Origin of the sequence: Sorangium sp. So ce185, from assembly GCF_051526825.1 — a bacterium.
In the GTDB taxonomy this organism is placed as follows: domain Bacteria; phylum Myxococcota_A; class Polyangia; order Polyangiales; family Polyangiaceae; genus Sorangium; species Sorangium cellulosum_D.
In genome coordinates this window covers 11,624,033-11,645,831 of record NZ_CP150316.1, presented here as the reverse complement: position 1 = coordinate 11,645,831, position 21,799 = coordinate 11,624,033, and the positions used below count along the sequence as shown (strand labels likewise).

Annotated in this window: 16 protein-coding genes; 10 read left to right on the top strand and 6 right to left on the bottom strand. The window is 71.1% G+C overall.

Going from position 1 to position 21,799, the window contains the following annotated elements:
• Positions 1 to 222: 222 nt before the first annotated feature.
• Both WMF26_RS42910 and WMF26_RS42905 read right to left on the bottom strand, forming a co-directional pair.
• On the bottom strand, positions 223 to 1,359 hold the full coding sequence (locus WMF26_RS42910) for a hypothetical protein (RefSeq protein WP_437997439.1): 1,137 nt from the start codon (positions 1,357 to 1,359) through the stop codon (positions 223 to 225).
• Complete coding sequence (locus WMF26_RS42905) at positions 1,356 to 2,048, bottom strand: hypothetical protein (protein WP_437997438.1); 693 nt, start codon at positions 2,046 to 2,048, stop codon at positions 1,356 to 1,358. Before WMF26_RS42905 ends, WMF26_RS42910 begins: the two co-directional genes overlap by 4 nt.
• A gap of 359 nt (positions 2,049 to 2,407) precedes the next feature.
• Here WMF26_RS42905 and WMF26_RS42900 point away from each other — a divergent pair, with 359 nt between their 5' ends.
• From WMF26_RS42900 to WMF26_RS42885, 4 genes are all read left to right on the top strand, one after another.
• A complete protein-coding gene (locus WMF26_RS42900; protein ID WP_437997437.1) occupies positions 2,408 to 2,689 on the top strand; it encodes a hypothetical protein in 282 nt (93 codons plus the stop codon).
• A gap of 407 nt (positions 2,690 to 3,096) precedes the next feature.
• Entirely contained in the window at positions 3,097 to 5,469 is a 2,373-nt protein-coding gene (locus tag WMF26_RS42895) for a 3-hydroxyacyl-CoA dehydrogenase/enoyl-CoA hydratase family protein (RefSeq protein ID WP_437997436.1), read from the top strand.
• Positions 5,470 to 5,478: 9 nt separating this feature from the next.
• Positions 5,479 to 6,660: a thiolase family protein gene (locus WMF26_RS42890; protein WP_437333855.1), complete on the top strand. Its 1,182-nt coding sequence runs from the start codon at positions 5,479 to 5,481 to the stop codon at positions 6,658 to 6,660.
• Positions 6,661 to 6,737: 77 nt separating this feature from the next.
• Positions 6,738 to 6,995 carry a BolA/IbaG family iron-sulfur metabolism protein gene (locus WMF26_RS42885; RefSeq protein ID WP_020740589.1) on the top strand — a complete coding sequence of 86 codons (258 nt, stop codon included), beginning with the start codon at positions 6,738 to 6,740 and terminating at the stop codon, positions 6,993 to 6,995.
• 6 nt (positions 6,996 to 7,001) lie between these two features.
• On the opposite strand, the gene WMF26_RS42880 is transcribed toward WMF26_RS42885, so the two are convergent.
• A complete protein-coding gene (locus WMF26_RS42880) occupies positions 7,002 to 7,808 on the bottom strand; it encodes a DUF4215 domain-containing protein (protein WP_437997435.1) in 807 nt (268 codons plus the stop codon).
• Positions 7,809 to 8,202: 394 nt separating this feature from the next.
• Between WMF26_RS42880 and WMF26_RS42875 the strand changes: the two genes are divergently transcribed.
• The 5 genes from WMF26_RS42875 (at position 8,203) to WMF26_RS42855 (ending at position 15,602) form a co-directional block, all read left to right on the top strand.
• Entirely contained in the window at positions 8,203 to 10,275 is a 2,073-nt protein-coding gene (locus tag WMF26_RS42875) for an OmpA family protein (RefSeq protein WP_437997434.1), read from the top strand.
• A 79-nt stretch (positions 10,276 to 10,354) separates the two neighbouring features.
• Positions 10,355 to 10,861 carry a hypothetical protein gene (locus WMF26_RS42870; RefSeq protein ID WP_437333852.1) on the top strand — a complete coding sequence of 169 codons (507 nt, stop codon included), beginning with the start codon at positions 10,355 to 10,357 and terminating at the stop codon, positions 10,859 to 10,861.
• An 87-nt stretch (positions 10,862 to 10,948) separates the two neighbouring features.
• Positions 10,949 to 12,754, top strand: a complete 1,806-nt coding sequence (locus WMF26_RS42865; RefSeq protein WP_437997433.1) for an acyl-CoA mutase large subunit family protein — start codon at positions 10,949 to 10,951, stop codon at positions 12,752 to 12,754.
• Positions 12,755 to 13,040: 286 nt separating this feature from the next.
• Positions 13,041 to 14,780, top strand: a complete 1,740-nt coding sequence (locus WMF26_RS42860; protein ID WP_437997432.1) for an ABC transporter substrate-binding protein — start codon at positions 13,041 to 13,043, stop codon at positions 14,778 to 14,780.
• 174 nt (positions 14,781 to 14,954) lie between these two features.
• Positions 14,955 to 15,602 (top strand): hypothetical protein, encoded by a 648-nt coding sequence (locus WMF26_RS42855; RefSeq protein ID WP_437997431.1) that lies wholly within the window; start codon positions 14,955 to 14,957, stop codon positions 15,600 to 15,602.
• A 15-nt stretch (positions 15,603 to 15,617) separates the two neighbouring features.
• Here the strand turns inward: WMF26_RS42855 and WMF26_RS42850 are convergent, their stop codons facing one another.
• The 3 genes from WMF26_RS42850 to WMF26_RS42840 form a co-directional block, all read right to left on the bottom strand.
• Positions 15,618 to 16,277: a PE-PGRS family protein gene (locus tag WMF26_RS42850; protein WP_437997430.1), complete on the bottom strand. Its 660-nt coding sequence runs from the start codon at positions 16,275 to 16,277 to the stop codon at positions 15,618 to 15,620.
• 174 nt (positions 16,278 to 16,451) lie between these two features.
• A complete protein-coding gene (locus WMF26_RS42845) occupies positions 16,452 to 17,681 on the bottom strand; it encodes an AAA family ATPase (RefSeq protein ID WP_437951861.1) in 1,230 nt (409 codons plus the stop codon).
• Between the two features lie 66 nt (positions 17,682 to 17,747).
• Positions 17,748 to 18,683 carry an FKBP-type peptidyl-prolyl cis-trans isomerase gene (locus WMF26_RS42840; protein ID WP_437315575.1) on the bottom strand — a complete coding sequence of 312 codons (936 nt, stop codon included), beginning with the start codon at positions 18,681 to 18,683 and terminating at the stop codon, positions 17,748 to 17,750.
• Between the two features lie 159 nt (positions 18,684 to 18,842).
• Here WMF26_RS42840 and ppdK point away from each other — a divergent pair, with 159 nt between their 5' ends.
• Positions 18,843 to 21,656 (top strand): pyruvate, phosphate dikinase, encoded by a 2,814-nt coding sequence (gene ppdK, locus WMF26_RS42835; protein ID WP_437997429.1) that lies wholly within the window; start codon positions 18,843 to 18,845, stop codon positions 21,654 to 21,656.
• The last annotated feature ends 143 nt before the right edge of the window (positions 21,657 to 21,799 follow it).

Sequence of the window (21,799 nt, the reverse complement as noted above, 5' to 3'; positions counted from 1 at the left end):
GCCCCGCCCAGGCCTGGTACGCACAACCCCGGAAGGAAGTCAAGTTCCACACGCCCACACGGCGCTCCCGTCTGCTGACGACGCCGCGCAGTCCGTCCTCGTCAGCGCGGCGTCGCCGCGCGCCCGCGCAGCCGGCCGGAACCGCCGCGTGATGGCTTGACCCGGCCCGCACGATGTCGTGCGGGGGCATCCCGCCATCGCGCAGAGCATGAAGCGCGCGCGTCATGATCCCTTGTCCGGCGGAACATCGTCGGCCAGCGCCTTGCGTCGCGCGGCGCGGACGGCCGCGAGCCAGTGCATCTTCGCCGGGTCGCTGTCCCACGGCGGGGCCTCCCGGTAGAGCGAGTCCCAGAATTCGCGCGCTGCCGCCTCGGCCGTCGCAAGCTCGCTCTCGCCTTCGGGCGCGTCCTCGACGGCATCGACGAGAGCACGCCATGGGTCCGAGGCGAGGCCGGTGAGGCTCGGCCACGGTCGAGCGGGCTCTCCGTTGAAGAGCCCGTCGCTGCTCTGGAGATAGCCTTCATAGGCGCTCTGAGCCAGGGCGCTTCGCCGGCGACCGTTGACCTCGTTCATGCACGCGTGGCGATAGGACTCGGCCCATTCGCGGTCCTCCTCCGGCACGTCGTCTCGCCAGGCGCTCGCATAGAGATCGCGCAGCTCCTGCTGGAGCGCCCGATACTGCTTGGTATCCGTGCAGTGACTCGACGCGTCCCAGAGGGCTCGGTTGCGCGCTGCGCTCGGCCCGGGGAGATGGAGCAGCGTATTCACCGGCCAGAACCGCGCAGGCTCCAGCCTCGGGCCGATGGGCCTCGTCATGGAGCTCGGGAGCCCGCGGCGCCCGCGTCGAAACCCCCTCTGAAAGGCGCGGAGCGCCGAGGGCCGGTCCACCTCGGGGGCATCGTCGGCCGTCAGCGCCCGCCAGAGCGACGTCCGGTGGAGGCGCGCTGCCGGATCGCCCGTCGCGCCCTCGCCCTCGCCCGCGACCGTCTGCGCGAAATCCACGACGAAGGTAAAGAATGCGCTCTTGACGGCTTCGAGCAGCATCGGCCACGGCGGAGCGGGCTCCTTGTCGAACCTGCCCGGGAGACTCTGGAGAGAGCCCGCGTCCACCCTCGGGCGGATGGCCGCGGGCCGCGAATCGTCGACCCACCGCCCGAATTTCTCGCGATACGCCTCGGCCCATGCGCGGTCCGCCTCGGGCAGGTCGTCGTGCCATGCTTCGGCGCACAGCCTGCCCAGGGTCTCGAGGTCCATGTTCCGGCCCAAGGTGTCCTGGGGCGAAAATAGGCAACTCGCCGTGCCCGCCTCGACGTCGATGCGCCGCATGAGGTACATCACGCGCGACGTTCGGAGCTTCATGGATGATCCCCAGGTTCACCACCCGTCGGATCGGTGGGTTGCTCGCCCGGAAGGTCCGTCGGCCGAGGTGGGCACCCCCAGCCTGGCCCCGCGCCGAGCGGGCAGAGGAGCGGGACGAGCTGAGGCGAAGCAAATCCCGGAGGCGGCGCCGGGAGTGAAATCAGCCAGTCGATCAGCTCGTCGAGTGTGATCGATCTGGGGTTCGTCAGGTTGGACGGCACCTTCTCCGGCTCATAACGGAAATCCCACACGAATCTGCACTCGACGTGCGTCACGCCGGGCACCTGCTGCTCGTGTAAGATCTTGCTCTTCATGGCCGCATCGCCCACGCCTTGAAATAGGTCGGCACACATCGTGTATGTCACGGGGATATCTCCTCCTGAGAGGAGGCAGTCGAGCAAGTCAGCGACGGTGTACGTCGGCTCCTGGTCGTTCCAGCCGCTCCACGTGCCGCCGGCCTTCAACCGGCACTGGAGCTTGCCCACCTGATCGTTCGGGTCCTTGTACATCCGCAGCCATTTCACCGCGTTGGCGTTCATGTTCCACTTCGCCCAGGTCGATAGCGTGTCGGGCGGCAGCATCGCGATCCGGCGTCTCAGCTCTTCGCGATCGCCGGGATCCACGATCGAGCAGCTGAGGGCGAGCACGACGACTGCAGCGACCGCTAACGTCTCGAGGAAGCGACCCATGCGCGAGCGATCTCATGGGGGGCGGTGGGCATCAAGCAGCCCGCAGGCCGAGTCCGCGGGCGCCCCGACTCGACGCGCACGCTGACGAGCGCGACCGACGCGGACGTGCTCGACGTGCCCGCATCGGCGGCGTCCACGCCCAGGGTTTCGTGGTCGCCACATGCACAGAATGCGACTGACGTCAAGTTGCACCTGCAGGCGTGGACCGTGCCGCCCGCAGTGGACGTCGAGCGGGCCCGTCTGACACCGCCGCGCCGCTGCCCTCCGCGCAGCCCGCCGGGCCCCTCGCCCAGCGGCGCGTGTTAGCTTGCTCCGCGCCAGCACGATGCCGTGCGGCCACCCCCGTCATCGAGGAGATCATGAAGCGAGAGAAGCGACTGACCAAGCGCGAGCGGAAGGCGCTCGCGCCGCCGCGCCCGGCCCAGCAGCAGCAGCACGAGCACCAGCACATCCACTGCGTCGCCTGCGGCAAACACCTCGATGCGGTGGAGTTCGGGGCGCAAGGGACGGCGACATGGATCCAGTGCCAGCACCGCTCGCGCTTCGCTTCCTGCACCGTGTGCGTCGACATGTCGAAGCGCCTCCTCGCCGAGCACGACCGCACCGGACGGCCCGTGCAGTCCGCCCAGGCCTGGCACTGAGACGCCGAGAACGGAACGCGGCGCGCCCGCCGCACACCCGCGACGCGACCGCCAGCGCGCCCACAACCCCCTGAGCTCGCTCGCCCGCACACAGCAGACGCCCGGTCCGGTGTCCGCCACACCTGGAACGTTCAATCGATGGAAGCCGTGGCGTATCGGTAGTCCAAAGTACGCTGTCGTGTCCGCTCCTGTGCGCCGCCCCCCATTGCTGCCGTCGTCCGGTGTCGCACACCCGCGCTGAAGCGTGCGGCCTCCCACCTCGACCGGCCGTTCTTCGCCGAACTCCGCGCCGACGACGCGCGTCCTCGCTCGCTCACCCCCGCGGCCGTCCACCCCGGATACGCTTGCGCCCGGCGCCCTTTGCGCCAATGGTTCGCGCCCCATATTCATCATCCCGGAGGATCTGCATGACGAAACCAATCCGCCGCGCGGGCGTCATCGGCGCGGGCGTCATGGGCAGCGGCATCGCCGCCCACTTCGCCAACGCCGGCATCGAGGTCCTGCTCCTCGATATCGTGCCCCCGAACCTCACCGACGCCGAGCGGAAGGACCCGGCCGCGAGGAGCCGGTTCGCCGCAGGCGGGCTCGAGAAGGCCCTCAAGGCCAGGCCCGCCGCGTTCTTCCACCCCTCCCACGCCCGCCTCGTGCGCACCGGCAACACCGAAGATCACTTCGCCGAGCTCGCCCAATGCGACCTCGTTATCGAGGCGATCATCGAGAAGATGGAGCCGAAGCGCGCCCTCTTCGCCCGCCTCGAGCAGGTCATGCGGAAGGACGCGATCGCGGCCTCGAACACCTCCGGGCTGCGCATCGAGGAGATGATGCAGGGGCGCTCCGAGGACTTCCGTAAGCGATTCCTCGTCATGCACTTCTTCAACCCGGTCCGGTACATGAAGCTCCTCGAGCTCGTCGCCGGCCCCGACACCGACCCGGCCGTCGTCGCCCGCGTGCGCAAGTTCGGCGAGGACGTGCTCGGCAAGGGCATCGTCTTCGGCAAGGACACCCCGAACTTCGTCGGCAACCGCATCGGCACCCACGCGATGCTCACCGCCATCCACCTCATGATCGAGGAGGGCCTCGCGCCCGAGGACGTCGACGCCATCACCGGCGTCGCCATGGCGCACCCGAAGAGCGCGAGCTTCAGGACCGGCGATATCGTCGGCCTCGACACCTTCGCCCACGTCGCCGACAACTGTTACACGGCGCTCGAGCGCGACGAGGACCGCGAGGTCTTCAAGGTGCCCGCCTACATCCGCAGCATGGTCGAGGCGAAGCTCCTCGGCGACAAGACCAAGGGCGGCTTCTACCGCAAGGCCAAGGAGGGGCTCGAGACGCTCGACCCCGGAAAGCTCCAGTACCGCCCGCACGGCGGCGACGAGGCGATCAAGAAGGCCACGAAGTCCTGCGAGAAGATCGAGGACCCCGCCGCGCGCGTGAAGAAGCTCGCGAACGACCCCGGCAAGGCAGGGCAGTTCGCCTGGAAGGTGCTCTCCCGCTCGCTCGCGTACACGGCGCGCCGCGTGGGCGAGATCGCCGACAGCATCGTCGCCATCGATGACGCCATGCGCTGGGGGTACAACTGGGAGCTCGGGCCGTTCCAGACCTGGGACGCGCTCGGCTTCGCCGAGACCGTCGAGCGCATGCAGAAGGACGGCATCAAGCTGCCCGAGTCGATCCTCCGCATGAAGCAGAGCGGCGCGACGTCGTTCTACCGGCAGGACGGCGCGGTGTTCGACCTGCTCAAGGGAGAGTACGTCGCCCGCGAGGTCGATCCGCGGAACGTCACGCTCGCCGGCGCGCGCCGCGGCGTGAAGCCCGTGCTCGCCAACGACGGCGCCGAGGCGTGGGACCTCGGCGACGGCGTGCTCGGCGTCACCTTCAAGACCAAGGCGAACAGCCTCGATCCGGACTCGATCGGGATGCTCTCGCTCGCCGCCGAGAAGGCCGAGCAGGACTTCCGCGCGCTCGTGGTCTTCAACCAGGGCGAGCACTTCTGCGTCGGCGCCAACCTGTTCCTCGTGGTGATGGCCGCGGGCAACAAGGACTGGGAGGCGATCCGCAAGATGGTGAAGGGCTACCAGGACGCGACGCAGCGGCTGAAGTACGCGAGCGTCCCGGTCGTGGCCGCGCCCTACGGGATGACCCTGGGCGGCGGGCTCGAGCTCTGCTTCGCGTGCGACGCGGTGCAGGCCGCGGCCGAGACGTACGCGGGGCTCGTCGAGGTCGGCGTCGGCCTCATCCCGGGCGGCGCGGGGACGCTCAACATGCTCTGGCGCGCGTTCGAGGGGATCCCGGAGGGCGTGCCGGTGAACTCGTACGACCTCGTGACGCAGGTCTTCAAGAACATCGCCCTCGCCAAGGTCGCGACCAGCGCGGACGAGGCGAAGGCGCTCGGGTTCTTCCGCAAGACCGACGGCGTGTCGTTCGACCGGGCGCGCCAGCTTCACGAGGCGAAGGCGCGCGCCGTGGGCCTCGCCGAGGCCGGGTACCACGCGCCCGTGCCGCGCGCCTACAAGCTCCCGGGCGAGAGCGGGATCGCGACGCTGCAGATGATGATCGACACGCTCGTCGCCGGCGGCCACGCCAGCGAGCACGACGCGAAGATCGCGCGCAAGCTCGCCGAGGTGCTCTGCGGCGGCGCCGGCGGCGCGGCGCGCGAGGTGACCGAGGAGGAGATCCTCGAGCTCGAGCGCGAGGCGTTCGTCAGCCTGTGCGGCGAGCCCAAGAGCGCTGAGCGGATGCAGTACATGCTGATGAACAACAAGCCCCTCCGGAACTAGGTGAACGCCATGGTCGACGTCGTAATTGCAGAGGCCGTCCGCTCGGCCGTTGGCCGGGCCCACAAAGGGTCGCTCGCGCAGAAGCGCCCCGACGAGCTCGCCGGCGAGGTCGTCGCCGCGCTGCTCAAGCGCGTCCCCCAGGTGAAGCCGGAGGACGTCGAGGACCTCGTCCTCGGCTGCGCCATGCCGGAGGGCGAGCAGGGGCTCAACGTGGCGCGCCCCGTCTCGCTCCTCGGCGGGCTGCCGCAGGAGTCGTCCGCGATCACCATCAACCGCTTCTGCTCGAGCGGTCTCCAGGCGATCGCGATCGCGGCGGGCAGCATCGCGATGGGGTCGCTCGACGTCGCCGTCGCCGGCGGCGTCGAGTCGATGACCATGGTGCCGATGACCGGCAACAAGCTGAGCGCGTCGCCGGAGGTGATGGAGCGCTGTCCGACGGTGTACACGCCGATGGGCATCACCGCGGAGAACGTGGCGAGCCGGTTCCAGGTGAGCCGCGCCGACCAGGACGCGTTCGCGCTGAAGAGCCACCAGAAGGCGGCCGCGGCGCGCGAGGCCGGGCGCTTCGAGGACGAGATCGTGACCGTGAAGGGCGTGCGCTACGAGAACGGCAAGCGCGTGACCTTCGACTTCCGCGCCGACGAGCTGATCCGCAAGGAGACCACGGCGGAGGCGCTCGCGGGGCTGAAGCCGTCGTTCGCGGCGAAGGGGAGCGTCACCGCGGGCAACAGCTCGCCGCTGTCGGACGGCGCCGCCGCCGCGCTCGTGATGAGCAAGGCGAAGGCGGACGCGCTCGGCGTGAAGCCGCTCGGGTACTTCCGGTCGTTCGTGACCGTCGGCGTCGACCCCGCCATCATGGGGATCGGCCCGGTGCCCGCGGTGCGGAAGCTGCTCGCGAGGACCGGGCTGAAGATGGCCGACATCGACCTCTTCGAGGTCAACGAGGCGTTCGCGTCGCAGGCCGTCTACGTGCAGCGGTCGCTCGAGATCCCCGAGGAGAAGCTCAACGTGAACGGCGGCGCGATCGCGCTCGGCCACCCGCTCGGGTGCACCGGCGCGAAGCTGACCGCGACCGCCCTCCACGAGCTCCGCCGGCGCGGCGGCCGGTACGCCATCGTCACGATGTGCATCGGCGGCGGCATGGGCGCGGCCGGGCTGATCGAGCTGGCCCGCGCGACCGCGAGCGCCTGATCTCGGCCGGGGCGCGGCCCGCCGCGGCGCCGCGCTCCGGCTTCCCCGCGGCGGGTCGATGGCCTATAGAAGGGCCCATGCCCACCCACCTGACGACGTTTCAGGGGTCGATCCCCGACGCCTTGAAGCGGGCCATCGAAGAGAAGATCGAAGGCTCCACCGCCGAGGTGACCGGCGGCGGAGGGCACTTCAACCTCGTCGTGACCTCGCCGGTGTTCGCCGGCAAGAGCATGCTGGAGAGCCAGCGGCTGGTCTACAGCGCGATCGCCCACCTCATGGCCGGCGACCTGGCGCCCGTCCACGCGATCGACAGCCTGAAGACCAGGACTCCCTGAGCGGGATCAGCGGCGGCGCACCGGCGCCGCCGTCCACGCGGGCTCGACCTCGCAGGCGCTGCTGCAGCCGTCGCCGTCGACGGTGTTGCCGTCGTCGCACGCCTCCCGCGCGGTATGGATGCCGTCGCCGCACACGGGGACGCACGCGCTGGGCTCGCCGCTGCACGTGTAGCCGAGCGTGACCTCGCAATCCGGGCTGCAGCCGTCCGCCCCGACCGTGTTGCCGTCGTCGCACGCCTCGGTGCCGATGAGCAGGCCGTCGCCGCAGAGCGGGCCGCAGACGCTCGGCTCGCCGACGCACCTGTAGCCCGCCTCGATCACGCAGACCCCGTTGCAGCCGTCCTCGCTCGCGAGGTCGCCGTCGTCGCAGGTCTCGGCGCCGCGCAGGAGGCCGTCGCCGCACATCGTCGAACAGATGCTCGGAGCGCCGGCGCAGGTGTACCCGGCCTCGATGGCGCAGCCCTCGCCGCAGCCGTCCCCCGCCGCGGCGTTGCCGTCGTCGCACCCCTCGGCGCCGGCCACCGCCCCGTCGCCACACACGGCGTCGCCGTCGCCGCCGCCGCCTCCCGCGCCCGCGCCGCCGGCGCCGCCCGCGCCGCCTCCGCCCGCGTCGCTTGCGCCCGCGCCCCCGTCGCCGCCGCCTGCGCTCGCGGTCCCGCCGGTGCCCGCCGTCGTCGCGCTCGACACGGAGCCCGACCCGCCCCCGCCCGACCCGGCCCCGCCGCTGTTGTCGTTCGGGCCTCCCTCCCCGCACGCAAGGAGCGCCACGGCCGCGAGCGCCGCGGCCGACCCAGTCCACCTCGTGAACAGCATCCATCCCTCCAGGAGCGAGATCCGCGACCGACGGTGGCCCCCCATCGACTCCGTACCGAGCACCTGTCGCCGCAATCTCCCTCGGAATACCCGTCTCCGATAGCCAGGGACAATTCTAGCGCTACTGGCGCGCTCGTCGCCCGGCGCGCACCCCGGCGCGCCGGGATCGCGCGGAGGGAGCGCGGTTTTCCCCGGCAAATCGCGGCGCTCCGGCGCGAGGCGACCCGCGCGCGCGCCGGGCCGCGGCCGCGCCGAGGGGCCCCCGCCCGGCCCGCGGCCGGAGCCCGCCGCGCCGTCTGTTTGACACCGGAATTCGCGCGGTGGTACGTGGCGCCGAGCGCCAGCTCCAGGTGCGCTTGCCCCATCGCGACCTCACGAACCCGAGGACCCTGCCATGACGCCTCGCTCTCCGTTGCCCCCCGCCGACCCGCGCCCGGGCGCGCCCGACGCGCCCGACGATCGGCGCGCGCCGCCCCCCCGCAGCCAGCAAGGCCGGCCCCGTCGCCCGGGCGCCGCGCTGCTCTCCCTCGCCCTCGGCGCCGCGATGACCGCCGCCGCCGCGGGCGAGGCCGCGGCCCAGACGCGCACGGGCGAGGGCAGGAACGGCGACGGCATGGACCTGCACCTGTTCCGGCCGGCGGTCGACTCCAAAGGCCTCTTCTCGGTCAACGGGGCGGACATCCTCGGCGCCAACGACATCAGCCTGGGGCTCGTGCTCGATTACGGGCACAACATCCTGCCGCTCAGCGAGAACGACCAGGGAACGAAGGTGATGCTGAATCACGCGTTTCAGGGCACGTTCCAGTTCGATTACGGCATCGCCAACTTCCTGGTCGTCGGCCTCTCCGCGCCGGTGGTGCTCAACGGGGCCAACGCGATCAACGACATCGGCCCGGGCCCCGGCGGCAATTACGACGACGACTCGCTCGACGCCCAGGCGCTCGGCAACCTGGCGATCCACGCCAAGGTGCGCCTGCTCCGCCCCGATCAGGACGTGATCGGGCTCGCGGTGATCGCCCAGGCCGGCGTCGGCGTCGCCGGGGCGGAGGACTTCGCCGCGGACCCGGGGTTCTTCTTCTGGCCGCAGATCGTGCTGGAGAAGCGGTTCGGCATCACCAACCCGTTCCGGATCGCGCTGAACGCCGGCTACCGCGGCCACACCGGGAAGAACCCGGCGTTCGGCCTGCGCTCGGACGGCGCGACCTACCAGCTGAAGCACGGGGACTTCGAGTACTCGGACCTGCTCACCGGCGGGTTCGGCATGAGCTACCGCGTGCTCACGCCGCTCGACCTCGTGGCCGAGACCTACCTGACGCAGCAGGTCGGCGGCGGCGAGAGCAGCAAGCAGAAGCTGTCGGCCGAGGCGGTCGGCGGCATCAAGCTCTTCATCGAGCGCAACAGCTTCCTCATGCTCGGCGCCGGGCTCGGGTACACGCCCGGCTTCCAGGCGGCGGAGCAGCGCGCGACCATCGGGTTCGTCTTCGAGCCGTCGATCGGCGACCGCGACGGCGACGGCATCAAGGACGATCAGGACGACTGCCCCGACGAGCCGGAGGACTACGACGGCTTCCAGGACACCAAGGCGGACTCGCCCCCCGGCAAGTACGGCTGCCCGGATCCGGACAACGACGAGGACGGCATCCTCGACGTCGACGACCGCTGCCCGAACAACCCGGAGGACCGCGACGGCGACGAGGACGACGACGGCTGCCCGGAGGGGAGCGACGGCGACCGCGACGGCGACGGCATCCTCGACTCGCGCGACAAGTGCCCGGACGAGCCGGAGGACCGCGACGGCTTCCAGGACAAGGACGGCTGCCCGGATCCGGACAACGACAAGGACGGCATCCCCGACAAGTCCGACCAGTGCCCGAACGACCCGGAGGACCGGGACGACTTCGAGGACGAGGACGGCTGCCCCGATCCCGACAACGACCGCGACGGCATCCCCGACGTGGCCGACAAGTGCCCGAACGATCCCGAGACGTTCAACGGGCTCGAGGACGAGGACGGATGCCCGGACAAGGGCAGCGTCGTGATCGAGGAGAACAACATCGTCATCCTCGAGAAGATCCAGTTCGCGACCGGCAGCGCGGAGATCCTCCCGGAGTCGTTCGGCATCGTGCAGGCCGTCGCCGAGACGCTCAAGCACCACCCGGAGTTCACGCTGATCGAGGTGCAGGGGCACGCCGACGAGCGCTCGGCCGACGCCTACAACCTCAAGCTGACGCAGGCCCGCGCGGACGCGGTCGCGGCGGCGCTCGCGCAGCGCGGCGTCAACAAAAACGCGGTGCGCTCGATGGGCTACGGCGAGTACTGCCCGATCGATCCGGCCCACAACGCGGCGGCCTGGGAGAAGAACCGGCGCGTCGAGTTCAAGGTCGTGCGCACCGACAAGGGGCCGACCAACGTGGAGCTCGGCTGCGCGCTGGCCCGCTCCAAGGGCGTCGTCCCGCCGCCGCCCTGAGCGGCGCGCGCCCCCCGCGGCAACCGCCCGCGCGCGGCCGATCTGGACAGGACGGGCGGGCCCGGGGGAGAGTGGCCCCATGAACGCCCGCGCCCCGCTCTCCGCCGCCGCGGCCCTCGCGGCGGCGGCGCTCGCCGCCCTGGCGGGCGGCTGCATCGACACCGACGCCGCCGTGTTCGTCGACCCCTCCATCGCCGCGCCCGAGGCGACCGTCTCGTCGGGCGCGCTCGGGACCGGCCTTCAGGCGAGCTTCGCGCTGAAGCTCCACCTGGGCCCGCGGGCGAGCGGGCCGAGCCGCGTCGCCGTGCGCGGGTTCGAGATCTCGAGCGCCGATCAGAAGACCGCGATCGTGGCGCCGCTCCCCGCCGAGACGACGACGCCGCTGCCGGTCGAGGTCGCTCCGGGCAGCGACGTCACCGTGGAGTTCACCTTCGATACGGGCGCGGCGGGCACGACGCTGCCGGCCGACGCCGCGGCGGCGCTCTGCGCCGCGGAGGGGATCCGCGTCACGGGGACGATCGAGGACTCGCTGGAGGACGGGGCGACGCCGGTCGCCTCCGCGGTGTTCCACGCGCGCTGCCCGTGACGCGCCGCGCGGCGGCGCCGGAGAGCGCGGCGGCGATCTCCGCGCTCTCCGGCGCCGCCGCGCGGGCGCCGCGCTAAAATGCGGGCCATGGCGCAACGACAGCCCACCCCCCCGCCGCAGGCCGAAGCGGATCGCGCGCTCCGGTCTCCGGCCCACGACGGCGAGAGCGACGGAGGCGCGCCCCGCACCACGAACGGCGGAGGCGGCGACGGGCTCGGGCTCGACCAGGACGGGCTCGCGGCGCTCCGGCGCGCGGTGGCCGCGTGGCGCGAGGGCCCGGTCGCCGAGGCGTCGGCGCGCTTCCCGCCGCGCAGCGAGCGCTTCACCACCTGGAGCGGCGTCGACGTGCCCGACCTCGCGACGCCGGCCGACGCGCCGGCCGACCACGCGGCGGCGCTCGGGCTGCCCGGGGAGTACCCGTTCACCCGGGGCGTCCAGCCGACGATGTACCGCGGCAAGCTCTGGACGATGCGGATGTTCGCGGGCTTCGGGACGCCGGAGCAGACGAACGCGCGGTTCAAGTACCTGCTCGCCGAGGGGCAGACGGGCCTGTCGACCGCCTTCGATTTCCCGACGCTCATGGGCTACGACTCCGACTCTCCGCGGTCGCTCGGCGAGGTCGGGATGTGCGGTGTCGCGGTCGACACGCTCCGCGACATGGAGGTGCTCTTCGACGGCATCCCGCTCGATCAGGTGACGACGTCGATGACCATCAACGGCCCCGCCGTGGTGCTGCTCGCGTTCTATATCGCGCTCGCCGACAAGCGCGGGATCCCGCGCAAGCGGATCGGCGGCACCGTGCAGAACGACTGCCTGAAGGAGTTCATCGCCCAGCACGCCTGGCTCGTCCCGCCGCGCCCGGCGATGCGCGTCGTGACCGACATGATCGAGTTCTGCGCGCGCGAGGTGCCGCGGTGGAACTCGGTGTCGATCAGCGGGTACCACATCCGGGAGGCGGGCTCGACCGCCGCGCAGGAGCTCGCGTTCACGCTCGCGGACGGGCTCGCCTACGTCGAGAGCTGCGTCGAGCGCGGCCTCGACGTCGACGCGTTCGCGCCGCGCCTGTCGTTCTTCTTCGACGTCCACAACGACTTCTTCGAGGAGATCGCGAAGCTCCGCGCCGCGCGCCGCATGTGGGCGCGGTTCCTCAAGGAGCGCTACGGGGCGAAGCGGGCCGAGAGCATGAAGCTGCGCACGCACGCGCAGACGGCCGGCGTCTCGCTGACGGCCCAGCAGCCCTACAACAACGTGGTCCGCGTCTCGCTCCAGGCGCTCGCCGCCGTGCTCGGCGGCACCCAGTCGCTCCACACGAACTCGCTCGACGAGACATACGCGCTCCCGACCGAGGAGAGCGTGACCATCGCCCTCAGGACGCAGCAGATCATCGCCCACGAGAGCGGCGTCGCGAACACCATCGATCCGCTCGGGGGGAGCTACTACGTCGAGTGGCTCACCGACCGCCTGGAGCAGGAGGCGCTCGAGTACATCCGGCGGATCGACGAGATGGGCGGGATGGTGACCGCCATCGAGAAGGGGTATCCGCAGCGCGAGATCGCCGCGTCGGCCTACCGGTTCCAGCGAGAGCTGGAGTCGAACGAGCGGATCATGGTCGGGGTCAACCGCTATGCCGCCGCCGGCGAGAAGACGATCCCCCTCCTCCGGATCGACGAGGAGGTGCAGCGGGTGCAGTGCCAGAACCTGGCCCGGGTCAAGGCCCAGCGCGATCAGGACCGGGTGCGAAGCGCGCTCGCCGAGGTGCGAAACAGCGCGCGTGGTCGCGACAACCTCATGCCCCCCATCATCGCGGCGGCGAGCGCGTACGCGACCGAGCAGGAGATCTGCGACGTGCTGCGCGACGTCATGGGCACGTACAGCGACCCTGCCGAATTCTGAGCTCGCGAGATCGCCGACGCGCGCTCTGGCGAAGGCGCGGGCGCCGGAGTGCGCATCCGATCAGGTCGCGGGCCTCACGGCGGCCCTGGGAACCCCCTCAATTCGTCAGGTTGACACTTCTCTACGTCGGCCGGTAGAGTGCGCCGGCGTCAGGGTGCCGCAGTCGCGGCTCATCCGTGGCGCCGCCGTACGGTCTGCTGTTGTCGCTGCGCTGCGGCGCTGCGTGCTGTCGGTCGAGTGAGAGGATCGTCGCGGGCGACCGAGGTCGCCGCGAGGGAGCAAGCTTATGAAGAGTCGATCCATGTCGCGCCGCATTTTTGCCCTTTCGGCGCTCTTCCTGTCCGTCGGCGCCACGGCGGCCTGTGACAACAAGGGGGCCGAGTCCGGCAAGGACCCGGCGGGGGCGAACTCCGCCGCCGCGGGCCCCGGGGCCAAGGACCAGGGCGGGGCGAAGGGCGGCGCGAAGTTCGTCACCATCTCCAGGGAGCAGCAGGCGTCCTGGGTGCGCAACTTCAACCCCCTGCTCGGCGAGGGGAGCGTGCGCTTCCCCACCGTCGCCGGCATCTACGAGCCCATGATCGTGTACAACACGATGAAGGGCGAGTTCGTGCCGTGGCTCGCCACGAAGTACGAGTGGAGCGACCAGAACAAGAAGCTCACCTTCTCGACCCGCCCCGAGGTCAAGTGGTCGGACGGACAACCCTTCTCGGCGAAGGACGTCGCGTTCACGTTCGGCCTCCTCAAGAAGTTCCCGGCGCTCGACCTCTCGGGCGTGTGGAAGTTCGTCGACTCGGTCGAGGCCAAGGACGACACCACCGTCGAGTTCAAGCTCAAGGAGGCGTTCGTCCCCGGGCTCCACTACATCGGCCACCAGCCGATCGTGCCGGAGCACAAGTGGAAGGACGTCGCCGACCCGGTCACGTTCACGAACGAGAACCCGGTCGCGACCGGCCCCTTCACCGAGGTGAAGACGTTCCAGAACCAGATCTACGAGCTCGGCAAGAACCCGAACTACTGGCAGAAGGGTAAGCCGTACGTCGAGGGGCTGCGCTTCCCGGCGTACCCGGGCAACGACCAGGCGAACCTGGCGCTCATCAACGGCGAGGTCGACTGGGCCGGCAACTTCGTCCCCGACATCGACAAGACCTACGTCGCCAAGGACCCGGAGAACAACCACTACTGGTTCCCGCTCGTCGGCGGCACCGTGACGCTCTACCCGAACGCCACGAAGAAGCCGTTCGACGACATCAAGCTGCGCAAGGCCATCAGCATGGCCATCGACCGCGCGCAGATCGCCAAGATCGCGGTCAACGGCTACACGGTCGGCGCGGACGGGACCGGGCTCGACGACGCGTACGCGCGCTGGCGCAACGAGAAGGCCGCGGCGGCCGGCGACTGGACCAACTACGACGTGGCCAAGGCGAACGCCCTCCTCGACGAGGCCGGCTACGCCAAGGGCGCGGACGGGATCCGGGCGAAGGACGGCAAGCCGCTGAAGTTCGACATCAACGTCGTGACCGGCTGGTCCGACTGGGTGCGCGCGGTCCAGATCACCACGCAGAACCTGAAGGCGGTCGGCATCGACGCGTCGCTGAAGACCTACGACTTCAGCGCGTTCTTCGAGGCGCTCCAGAAGGGCACGTTCGACATGTCGATGGGCTGGACGAACACCGAGCCCACGCCGTTCAACTTCTACCGCGATCTCATGGCGCCGGAGTTCGTGAAGCCGGTCAACGAGGCCACGACGCGCAACTGGCACCGCTTCGCCGCCAAGGAGGCCGAGCCGCTGTTCAAGAAGTTCGCGGCCGCGACGGATCCGGCGGAGCAGAAGAGCATCATCGACGAGCTGCAGATGATCTACGCCCAGCAGGTGCCGGTCATCCCGCTGTTCAAGAACCCGTCCTGGGGCGAGTACAGCACGAAGCGCTTCGTCGGGTGGCCCAGCAAGGAGAACCCGTACGCCAAGCTGTCGCCGAACAACTCGCCGGACTACCTCCTCGTCCTGACCGAGATCAAGCCGAAGTGAAGGTCGCTGCGCAGCGCGCCGGGCACCCGGCGCGCCGCGCGCGTCTCTGCGCCTTCAGCGCCTCCGCGCGCCGCTGCGCGCCTCGTCATCACGCCGCGCGTTCCGCGTAGCTCCTCCCTCCGTCTCCGCACAAACCTTGGCCGCCGGCGGCGCCGGTGCGAAGATCGCACCGCAATGCGCCCCTCGGCCGCCCAGATCGCACGGTTCGCTGCGCTCCTCTCCGGAGCCGTCCTCGCCGCCTGCGGCGGCAGTCAGCACGCGGGCGCCGCGGCGTTCTGGGAGGGCGGCACCGTCGACCCCGCCGCGCCCGCCGAGCCGGACGCCTCGCAGCAGAAGGCGCCGCGCCGGGCGGTCGGGACGCCCGACGACTTCGACGGCGCCCCGTCCACGCCCGAGGAGCGGGCTCCCTCGGCGTGGGTCGGCGTGCGGCACGACCTCGCGCTCGCGCGCGCCGCGTCGCGCGCCGAGCGGTGCAGCTGCCTGGCCGTGGAGGTGGGGGAGGCGCGCGACCCGCGGTTCCAGTGGGCGGCCGGCGCCCCGGAGACCGGGGGCGACACGCTCGCCGTCGCCCTGAGCGCGCGCGGGGTGCCCTGCCCGGGCGGCCCCGCCGACGAGGAGCTCCGGCGCCCGTCGATCTCGGCGGTCGATCAGGAAGGGAGCGACGTCGTCATCGAGGTCGAGGAGCTGCCGCCCGGGCGGCCGCTCGCGACCGGCGCCGTGATCCCGAGGCCCGCCAAGGGCGGGGCGATCTACGTGAAGGGGCGGAGCGCGAAGGTCCCCTACGCGCGCGCCGCCGGCGGCGCGCGCTGCAAGGTGTATTGAGACCGGCGGCGGCGCTCAGTCGCTGGGAGCGCCCGCGCAGATCCAGTCGTTGATCTTCTTGATGTTGGCCTCGGACAGGGCCATGTTCGGCGGCGGGGGCATGCGCTTGCCGCCGTTGCAGAGGTCGACGTTGCGCAGCTTGTTGATGATGTAGCTCTGGCTCGGCATGCCCGGCACGACGAGCACCCGGTCGGCGCACGTCGTGCTGTCCCCGTCGACGAGCTCGCCATGGGCCGCGGTCGCGCGGAGATCGAGCTCGCCGGGCAGGTGGTCGCTGTTGCCGTGGCACCCCACGCAGCTCGCGGTCAGGATCGCCTTCACGTCGGCGAAGGTCGCGGTGTCCGCGCCGCACGCCGGATCGGTCGGGGTGGAGCCGCCCTCGCCGGTGGAGCCGCCCTCGCCGGTGGAGCCGCCCTCGTTGGCGCCGCCCTCGCCGGTGGAGCCGCCCTCGTTGGCGCCGCCCTCGCCGTTGGAACCGCCCTCGTTTCCGCCGCCTTCGCCCGTGGTGGCGCTGCTGGTCGAGGTGGTCCCGCCGCCCGAGCCCGTGGTGGCGCCGCTGGTCGAGCTGGTCGTGCCGCCGCCCTCGCCGCCGGGGTCGTCGTCCGAGCAGGCGGCCGCCGATAGGCCGACGGCGAGACAGAGGGCCAGTCGAAGTGTAGTTTTCTGGAGAAGCATGGAAGACCTCATTGCACTGGATTGACGCGGCGGTCGCCGCGCCATGAACGCCGGTAGCCTAGAGGTCTCTGGGGTCGTTCACAACGCATTTCGCGAGAAGGGCAGATATTCAGCGCCTCGCGAAATGGCGGCACTGCAACTCAATGGCAGCGCTGTACCGCGCTGTCGGGCGCGCTACCCCGCGAGCGCCCTCGAGGACAGCAGCTCTCCCGGATCGCGCTCTGCCATCTCCTCGAAACGCGGGAGCTCGGCGAGCCGGCGCGCCGTCGTGGCGCCCGTCTCGGGGTCGCGCTCGAACGAGATCGCGCGGCTGAGGCCCTGCTTCGACACGCCCCGGAGCAGCGCGGGGGAGTGGGTCGTCGCCACGATCTGACAGACGGAGGGCCGCGCCGCGCCCTCCAGGAGCTGCGCGAGCACGCCCGCGCGCTCGGGGTGCATGCCGGCGTCGGGGTCCTCCACGAGGAGCAGCGAGCCCTCCGGCGCGGTGAGCACGCCGGCGATCTTGCCGAGCGCGCGCAGCGCGCCGTCCGGGAGGCTCGGCGCCGGGACGCGGGCGCCGCCCTTCTCGACGAGCACCATCATCACGTCGCCGAGGCCCGTCTCCGCAAACTCGATATCGAGGATCTCGGGCGCGAAGATCGAGCGCACCCACCCGAGCACGTCGGCCTTGTGATCGGCCTCCTGACAGAGCCAGCGGAGCACGGCGGAGAGGTTCTGCCCGCCGGCGCCGAGGTTCTCGATCTCGTGCGGCACGTAACCCCGCATCCGCGAAGGGTCGATGTCGATCGACAGCGTGCCCCGCATCGCGACCTGGAGCGCGTTGCAGAGCGCGATGACGTCCGAGAGGCTCACGTCGTCGCCGCGCCCGCGGTGGTGCTCGATCTGGCCGAGCAGGCTGCGCCGCGCGGGGTTGCGATCCATCGACGCGATCCTCATCGAGCGGCCCTTCTTCGACGCCGACATCAGCGCGCCCGCCGCGGCGAACCCCTCCAGGCCCTTCAGCGCCGACGCGGGCGTATCGAAGAGCGGCCCGCCGGCCGACTTCGCCTCGAGCGACTCGTGCTCGACGATCACGTCGGGCTCGACCTGACACGTGATCTTGTGTGTGAGCTCCTCCTTCCCTATCGCCCATCGGCTCTCGATGGTGAACGATTTGGCTCCCTTGTGCGTGGCCCCCTGCGTGCCGCCGCGCAGGCCCGGCCAGATCTCGCGCCTGCCGTCGACGCGGCCGCGGAAGATGTCGCACAGGGGGAGATCCAGCCCGACGCCCTGCAAGAAGCGCAGGGCGTCGAGGAAATTGCTCTTGCCGGAGCCGTTGGCCCCGAGCAGCAGCGTGAAGGGGGACAGCTCCACCGTTTGATCGGCGAAGCTCTTGAAGTTCTTGAGTCGAATGGATGTCAGCATGCCTGGCCGCTCGCAGCTCTCCATGTAGCCAGGCGGTCGGCCGGATGTAAAGCGCCGGCCGACGGCTCAGCGAAAGTCGAGGAGCTCGATGTCGAACACGAGCATGCCGGCGGGCGCGCCGGGGCGCGTCGGCTTTTCGCCGTACGCGAGCTCGGCCGGGATCCAGAAGCGCGCCTTCTCGCCTTTCACCATCAGCTGTACGCCCTCGGTCCACCCCTTGATCACGCCGCCCAGCGGGAAGGTGATCGGCTCGTCGCGGACGATGGAGCTGTCAAACATCTTCCCGTCCGTGGTCCACCCCGTGTAGTGCACGGTGACGCGGCTCGTCGGCTTGGGGTGCTCGGTGCCCGTGCCCTTCTGGAGGACCTCGTAGGCGAGCCCGGAGGGGGTCTTCTTCGCGGCCTTGGGCGGCGCCTTCACGTCCTTCGGCACGGGCGGGGGCTTCGGCGCGGGCGCGAAGTCGAGCAGCTCGACGTCGAACACGAGCATTCCGGCCGGGGCGCCCGGCTGCATCGGCCGGTCGCCGTAGGCGAGGTTGCCCGGGATCCAGAGGCGGCGCTTCTCGCCCTTGCTCATGAGCTGGAGCGCCTCCGTCCACCCTTTGATCACGCCGCCCACACCGAAGCTCGCCGGCTCGCCGCGGAGGACGGAGCTGTCGAACATCTTTCCGTCGGTGGTCCACCCCGTGTAGTGGACCTTCACCTTGTCGTCGGGGCCGGGATGCTCCTTGTCCTTGCCCGGCGTCAGCACCTTGAACGCGAGGCCCGAGGCCGTCTTCTGCGCGTCCGCGGGCGGCGCGGCGACGTCCGGGGGCGCAGGCAGGCCGGCGGGCTCTGGCGGAGTCGGCTCCGCGGTGGGCTCGGCCGCGTGCGTGGGCGGCGCGGCCGGCTTGGCAGACGCGGCCGCTGGGGCGTCGGCGGTCGCCTGCGGGGCCGGCTTCTGATCGCAGGCGGCGAGGGGGACGGCAAGCATCGCAACAAGGACGAGGTATCCGCGCTTCATGCGCCGCTTCATAGCTCGTCCGCCGTCGAGAGCCGGTATTTTTGTGAGGTGCGCGGCGCGATTCCGTCGGTTGCGGACCCGGCGCCGCCGCCGGCCGTCCGCGCGCGGCGTTCGAGGGATCTCGACCCGACTGCGCGGACGGTCTAGCGTGCCCCGGCCATGGGGAGATCGATATACTTCTTCGGCGGGGGGCAGGCGGACGGGGACGCACAACAGAAGGAGCTGCTCGGCGGCAAGGGCGCGGGGCTCGCCGAGATGACGCGCCTCGGCATCCCGGTGCCGCCGGGCTTCACGGTCACCACCGAGGTCTGCAACGCGTACTATGCCGCGGGCAAAGCGCTCCCCGCCGGCGTCGAGGACGAGATCAGGGCGGCGATCGGCCGGCTGGAGTCGCTGCTCGACGCGCGGTTCGGGAGCCCCGAAGCGCCGTTGCTCGTGTCCGTCCGCTCGGGCGCGCGCGCGTCGATGCCGGGAATGATGGATACCATCCTGAACCTCGGCCTGAACGACGAGATCGCCCGGGGGCTCGCGAAGCGCACGGGCTGCGAGCGATTCGCGCTGGACGCCTATCGCCGTTTCATCCTGACGTATGCCGATATCGTGCTCGGCGTGCCCCGCGACCGCTTCGAGGAGGCGCTCGGCCGCGCGCGCAAGCAGGCCGCGGCGCGGCTCGGCGTCGACGCGACGCGCCTGAACGCCGCCGAGCTCGAGCGCAAGGTGCCTGATTCGCTGCTCGATCCGGAGTCGCTCGCGGCGCTGATCCAGCGGCAGAAGGACATCGTCCTCGGGGCCACGGGGCGGCCGTTCCCCGACGACCCTTACGCGCAGCTCTGGGGCGCGATCCGCGCCGTATTCGACAGCTGGAAGAACCACCGGGCCCAGGTGTACCGGAAGATGCACGACATCCCGGAGGCGTGGGGGACGGCCTGCAATGTCCAGGCGATGGTGTTCGGCAACCTGGGCGACGATTCCGGGACGGGCGTCGCGTTCACGCGCGATCCGTCGACCGGCGAGCGGCGCTTTTATGGCGAATGGCTCCCCAACGCGCAGGGCGAGGACGTCGTGGCGGGGGTGCGCACGCCGCACCCGCTGTCGAAGTCCGGTGCGGGCGGCGTGTCCGGTGCGGGCGGCGTGTCCGGTGCGGGCGGCGTGTCCGGTACGGGCGGCGTCGACGACGCGTGCTCGCTCGAGGCGCAGATGCCCGACGTGTACGCGGAGCTCGTCGAGGTGCAGGCCACGCTCGAGCGGCACTTCCGCGACATGCAGGACCTGGAGTTCACGATCCAGCAGAAGAAGCTCTTTCTGCTCCAGTGCCGCACCGGCAAGCGCACGGGCCGGGCGGCCGTGCGCATCGCGGTCGAGATGGCCAAAGAGGGCCTGATCAGCCAGCGCGAGGCGATCTTGCGGGTGGAGCCGGGCTCGATCGATCAGCTGCTCCACCCGAGCATCGACCCGAGCGCGCCGAAGAAGCTGCTCGCGCGCGGCCTGCCGGCGAGCCCGGGGGCGGCGACGGGGCAGGTGGTGTTCAGCGCGGACGAGGCGGAGCGGCGCGCCGGCCAGGGCAAGGCGGTGATCCTGGTGCGGTCCGAGACGTCGCCGGAGGACATCCACGGCATGAAGGCGGCGCGCGGCATCCTGACGGCCCGCGGCGGCATGACGAGCCACGCGGCCGTGGTGGCGCGGGGGATGGGCAAGAGCTGCGTCGCCGGCTGCTCGGCGATCAGCGTGAGCCAGGGCCAGATGGCGGTGACGCTCTACGACGATCACGGGCACCCGACCGACACGATCACGGTGAAGGCCGGCGACCTGATCACGCTCGACGGCGGCACCGGCACGGTCTACCTCGGGGCGGTGCCGACCGTGCCGGCGGCGCTGAGCGGCGAGTTCGAGGAGCTCATGGTCTGGGCCGACGCGGTCCGGCGCCTGCGCGTGCGGTCGAACGCCGACACGCCCCACGACGCGAGGACGGCGCGCAACTTCGGCGCGGAGGGCATCGGGCTGTGCCGCACCGAGCACATGTTCTTCGACGAGGAGCGGATCCAGGCGATGCGCGAGATGATCCTCGCGGACGGCGAGGCGGGGCGGCGGCGCGCCCTCGCGAAGCTCTTGCCGTTCCAGCGCGGCGATTTCGTGGGCGTCTTCCGCGAGATGGCCGGCTTGCCGGTGACGATTCGCCTGCTCGATCCGCCGCTGCACGAGTTCTTGCCGCAGGACGAGGCGCAGCTCCACCAGCTCTCGAAGGCGATGGGCGTCCCCGCGCAGGACCTCTCGCGCAAGAACGAGGAGCTCGCCGAGTACAACCCGATGCTCGGCCACCGCGGCTGCCGGCTGGCGATCACGTCGCCGGAGATCTACGAGATGCAGGCGCGCGCCATCGTCGAGGCGGCGTGCGAGGTCGCGGCGGCGGGCATCGAGGTCGAGCCCGAGATCATGATCCCGCTCAGCATGACCCGGCGCGAGCTCGCCATCACGCGCGCGCTCGTCGAGGGGGTCGCCGAGAAGGTGTTCGCCGAGAAGGGGCGGAGGGTCGACGTCCGGTTCGGGACGATGATCGAGCTCCCGCGCGCCGCGCTCGTGGCCGGCGAGCTCGCGGAGGAGGCGGAGTTCTTCAGCTTCGGCACGAACGATCTCACGCAGACGGCGCTCGGCATCTCGCGCGACGACGCGGGCCGGTTCCTCGGCGCGTACGTCGAGGCCGGCATCTTCGCGAGGGATCCGTTCCAGTCGCTGGACGCGGCCGGCGTCGGGGAGCTCGTGGAGATCGGGCGGGATCGGGGGCGCGCGGCGCGGCCCGGGCTGAAGCTCGGCGTCTGCGGCGAGCACGGCGGCGATCCGAGCTCGATCGCGTTCTTCGAGCGGGCCGGGCTCGATTACGTGTCCTGCTCTCCCTTCCGCGTCCCCGTGGCCCGCCTCGCGGCCGCGCAGGCGGCGCTCGCGGCCGAGTCCTCGAGGGGTCCGCGCGCGACGGACTGACCACCTCCGCTCCGGGACATACGCTGGCTGGGCGGCGCGACATCCGTTCTCACGAGCGTGCTTTGCGCGCGCGCGAGCGAGCTTTGGTGTCGCGCCGAGTCTGCTAAGACAGGAGCCTCGCCGTTCATCGCCGGTGTCTGGCT

Bases quoted from the DNA above. Each gene is read 5' to 3' on its own strand.
- WMF26_RS42870 (WP_437333852.1), top strand. From the start codon at position 10,355: ATGAACGCCCGCGCCCCGCTCTCCGCCGCCGCGGCCCTCGCGGCGGCG.
- WMF26_RS42895 (WP_437997436.1), top strand. From the start codon at position 3,097: ATGACGAAACCAATCCGCCGCGCGGGCGTCATCGGCGCGGGCGTCATG.
- WMF26_RS42890 (WP_437333855.1), top strand. From the start codon at position 5,479: ATGGTCGACGTCGTAATTGCAGAGGCCGTCCGCTCGGCCGTTGGCCGG.
- WMF26_RS42860 (WP_437997432.1), top strand. From the start codon at position 13,041: ATGAAGAGTCGATCCATGTCGCGCCGCATTTTTGCCCTTTCGGCGCTC.
- WMF26_RS42855 (WP_437997431.1), top strand. From the start codon at position 14,955: ATGCGCCCCTCGGCCGCCCAGATCGCACGGTTCGCTGCGCTCCTCTCC.
- WMF26_RS42850 (WP_437997430.1), bottom strand. From the start codon at position 16,277: ATGCTTCTCCAGAAAACTACACTTCGACTGGCCCTCTGTCTCGCCGTC.
- WMF26_RS42880 (WP_437997435.1), bottom strand. From the start codon at position 7,808: ATGCTGTTCACGAGGTGGACTGGGTCGGCCGCGGCGCTCGCGGCCGTG.
- WMF26_RS42845 (WP_437951861.1), bottom strand. From the start codon at position 17,681: ATGCTGACATCCATTCGACTCAAGAACTTCAAGAGCTTCGCCGATCAA.
- WMF26_RS42900 (WP_437997437.1), top strand. From the start codon at position 2,408: ATGAAGCGAGAGAAGCGACTGACCAAGCGCGAGCGGAAGGCGCTCGCG.
- ppdK (WP_437997429.1), top strand. From the start codon at position 18,843: ATGGGGAGATCGATATACTTCTTCGGCGGGGGGCAGGCGGACGGGGAC.
- WMF26_RS42910 (WP_437997439.1), bottom strand. From the start codon at position 1,359: ATGAAGCTCCGAACGTCGCGCGTGATGTACCTCATGCGGCGCATCGAC.
- WMF26_RS42885 (WP_020740589.1), top strand. From the start codon at position 6,738: ATGCCCACCCACCTGACGACGTTTCAGGGGTCGATCCCCGACGCCTTG.
- WMF26_RS42905 (WP_437997438.1), bottom strand. From the start codon at position 2,048: ATGGGTCGCTTCCTCGAGACGTTAGCGGTCGCTGCAGTCGTCGTGCTC.
- WMF26_RS42840 (WP_437315575.1), bottom strand. From the start codon at position 18,683: ATGAAGCGCGGATACCTCGTCCTTGTTGCGATGCTTGCCGTCCCCCTC.
- WMF26_RS42865 (WP_437997433.1), top strand. From the start codon at position 10,949: ATGGCGCAACGACAGCCCACCCCCCCGCCGCAGGCCGAAGCGGATCGC.
- WMF26_RS42875 (WP_437997434.1), top strand. From the start codon at position 8,203: ATGACGCCTCGCTCTCCGTTGCCCCCCGCCGACCCGCGCCCGGGCGCG.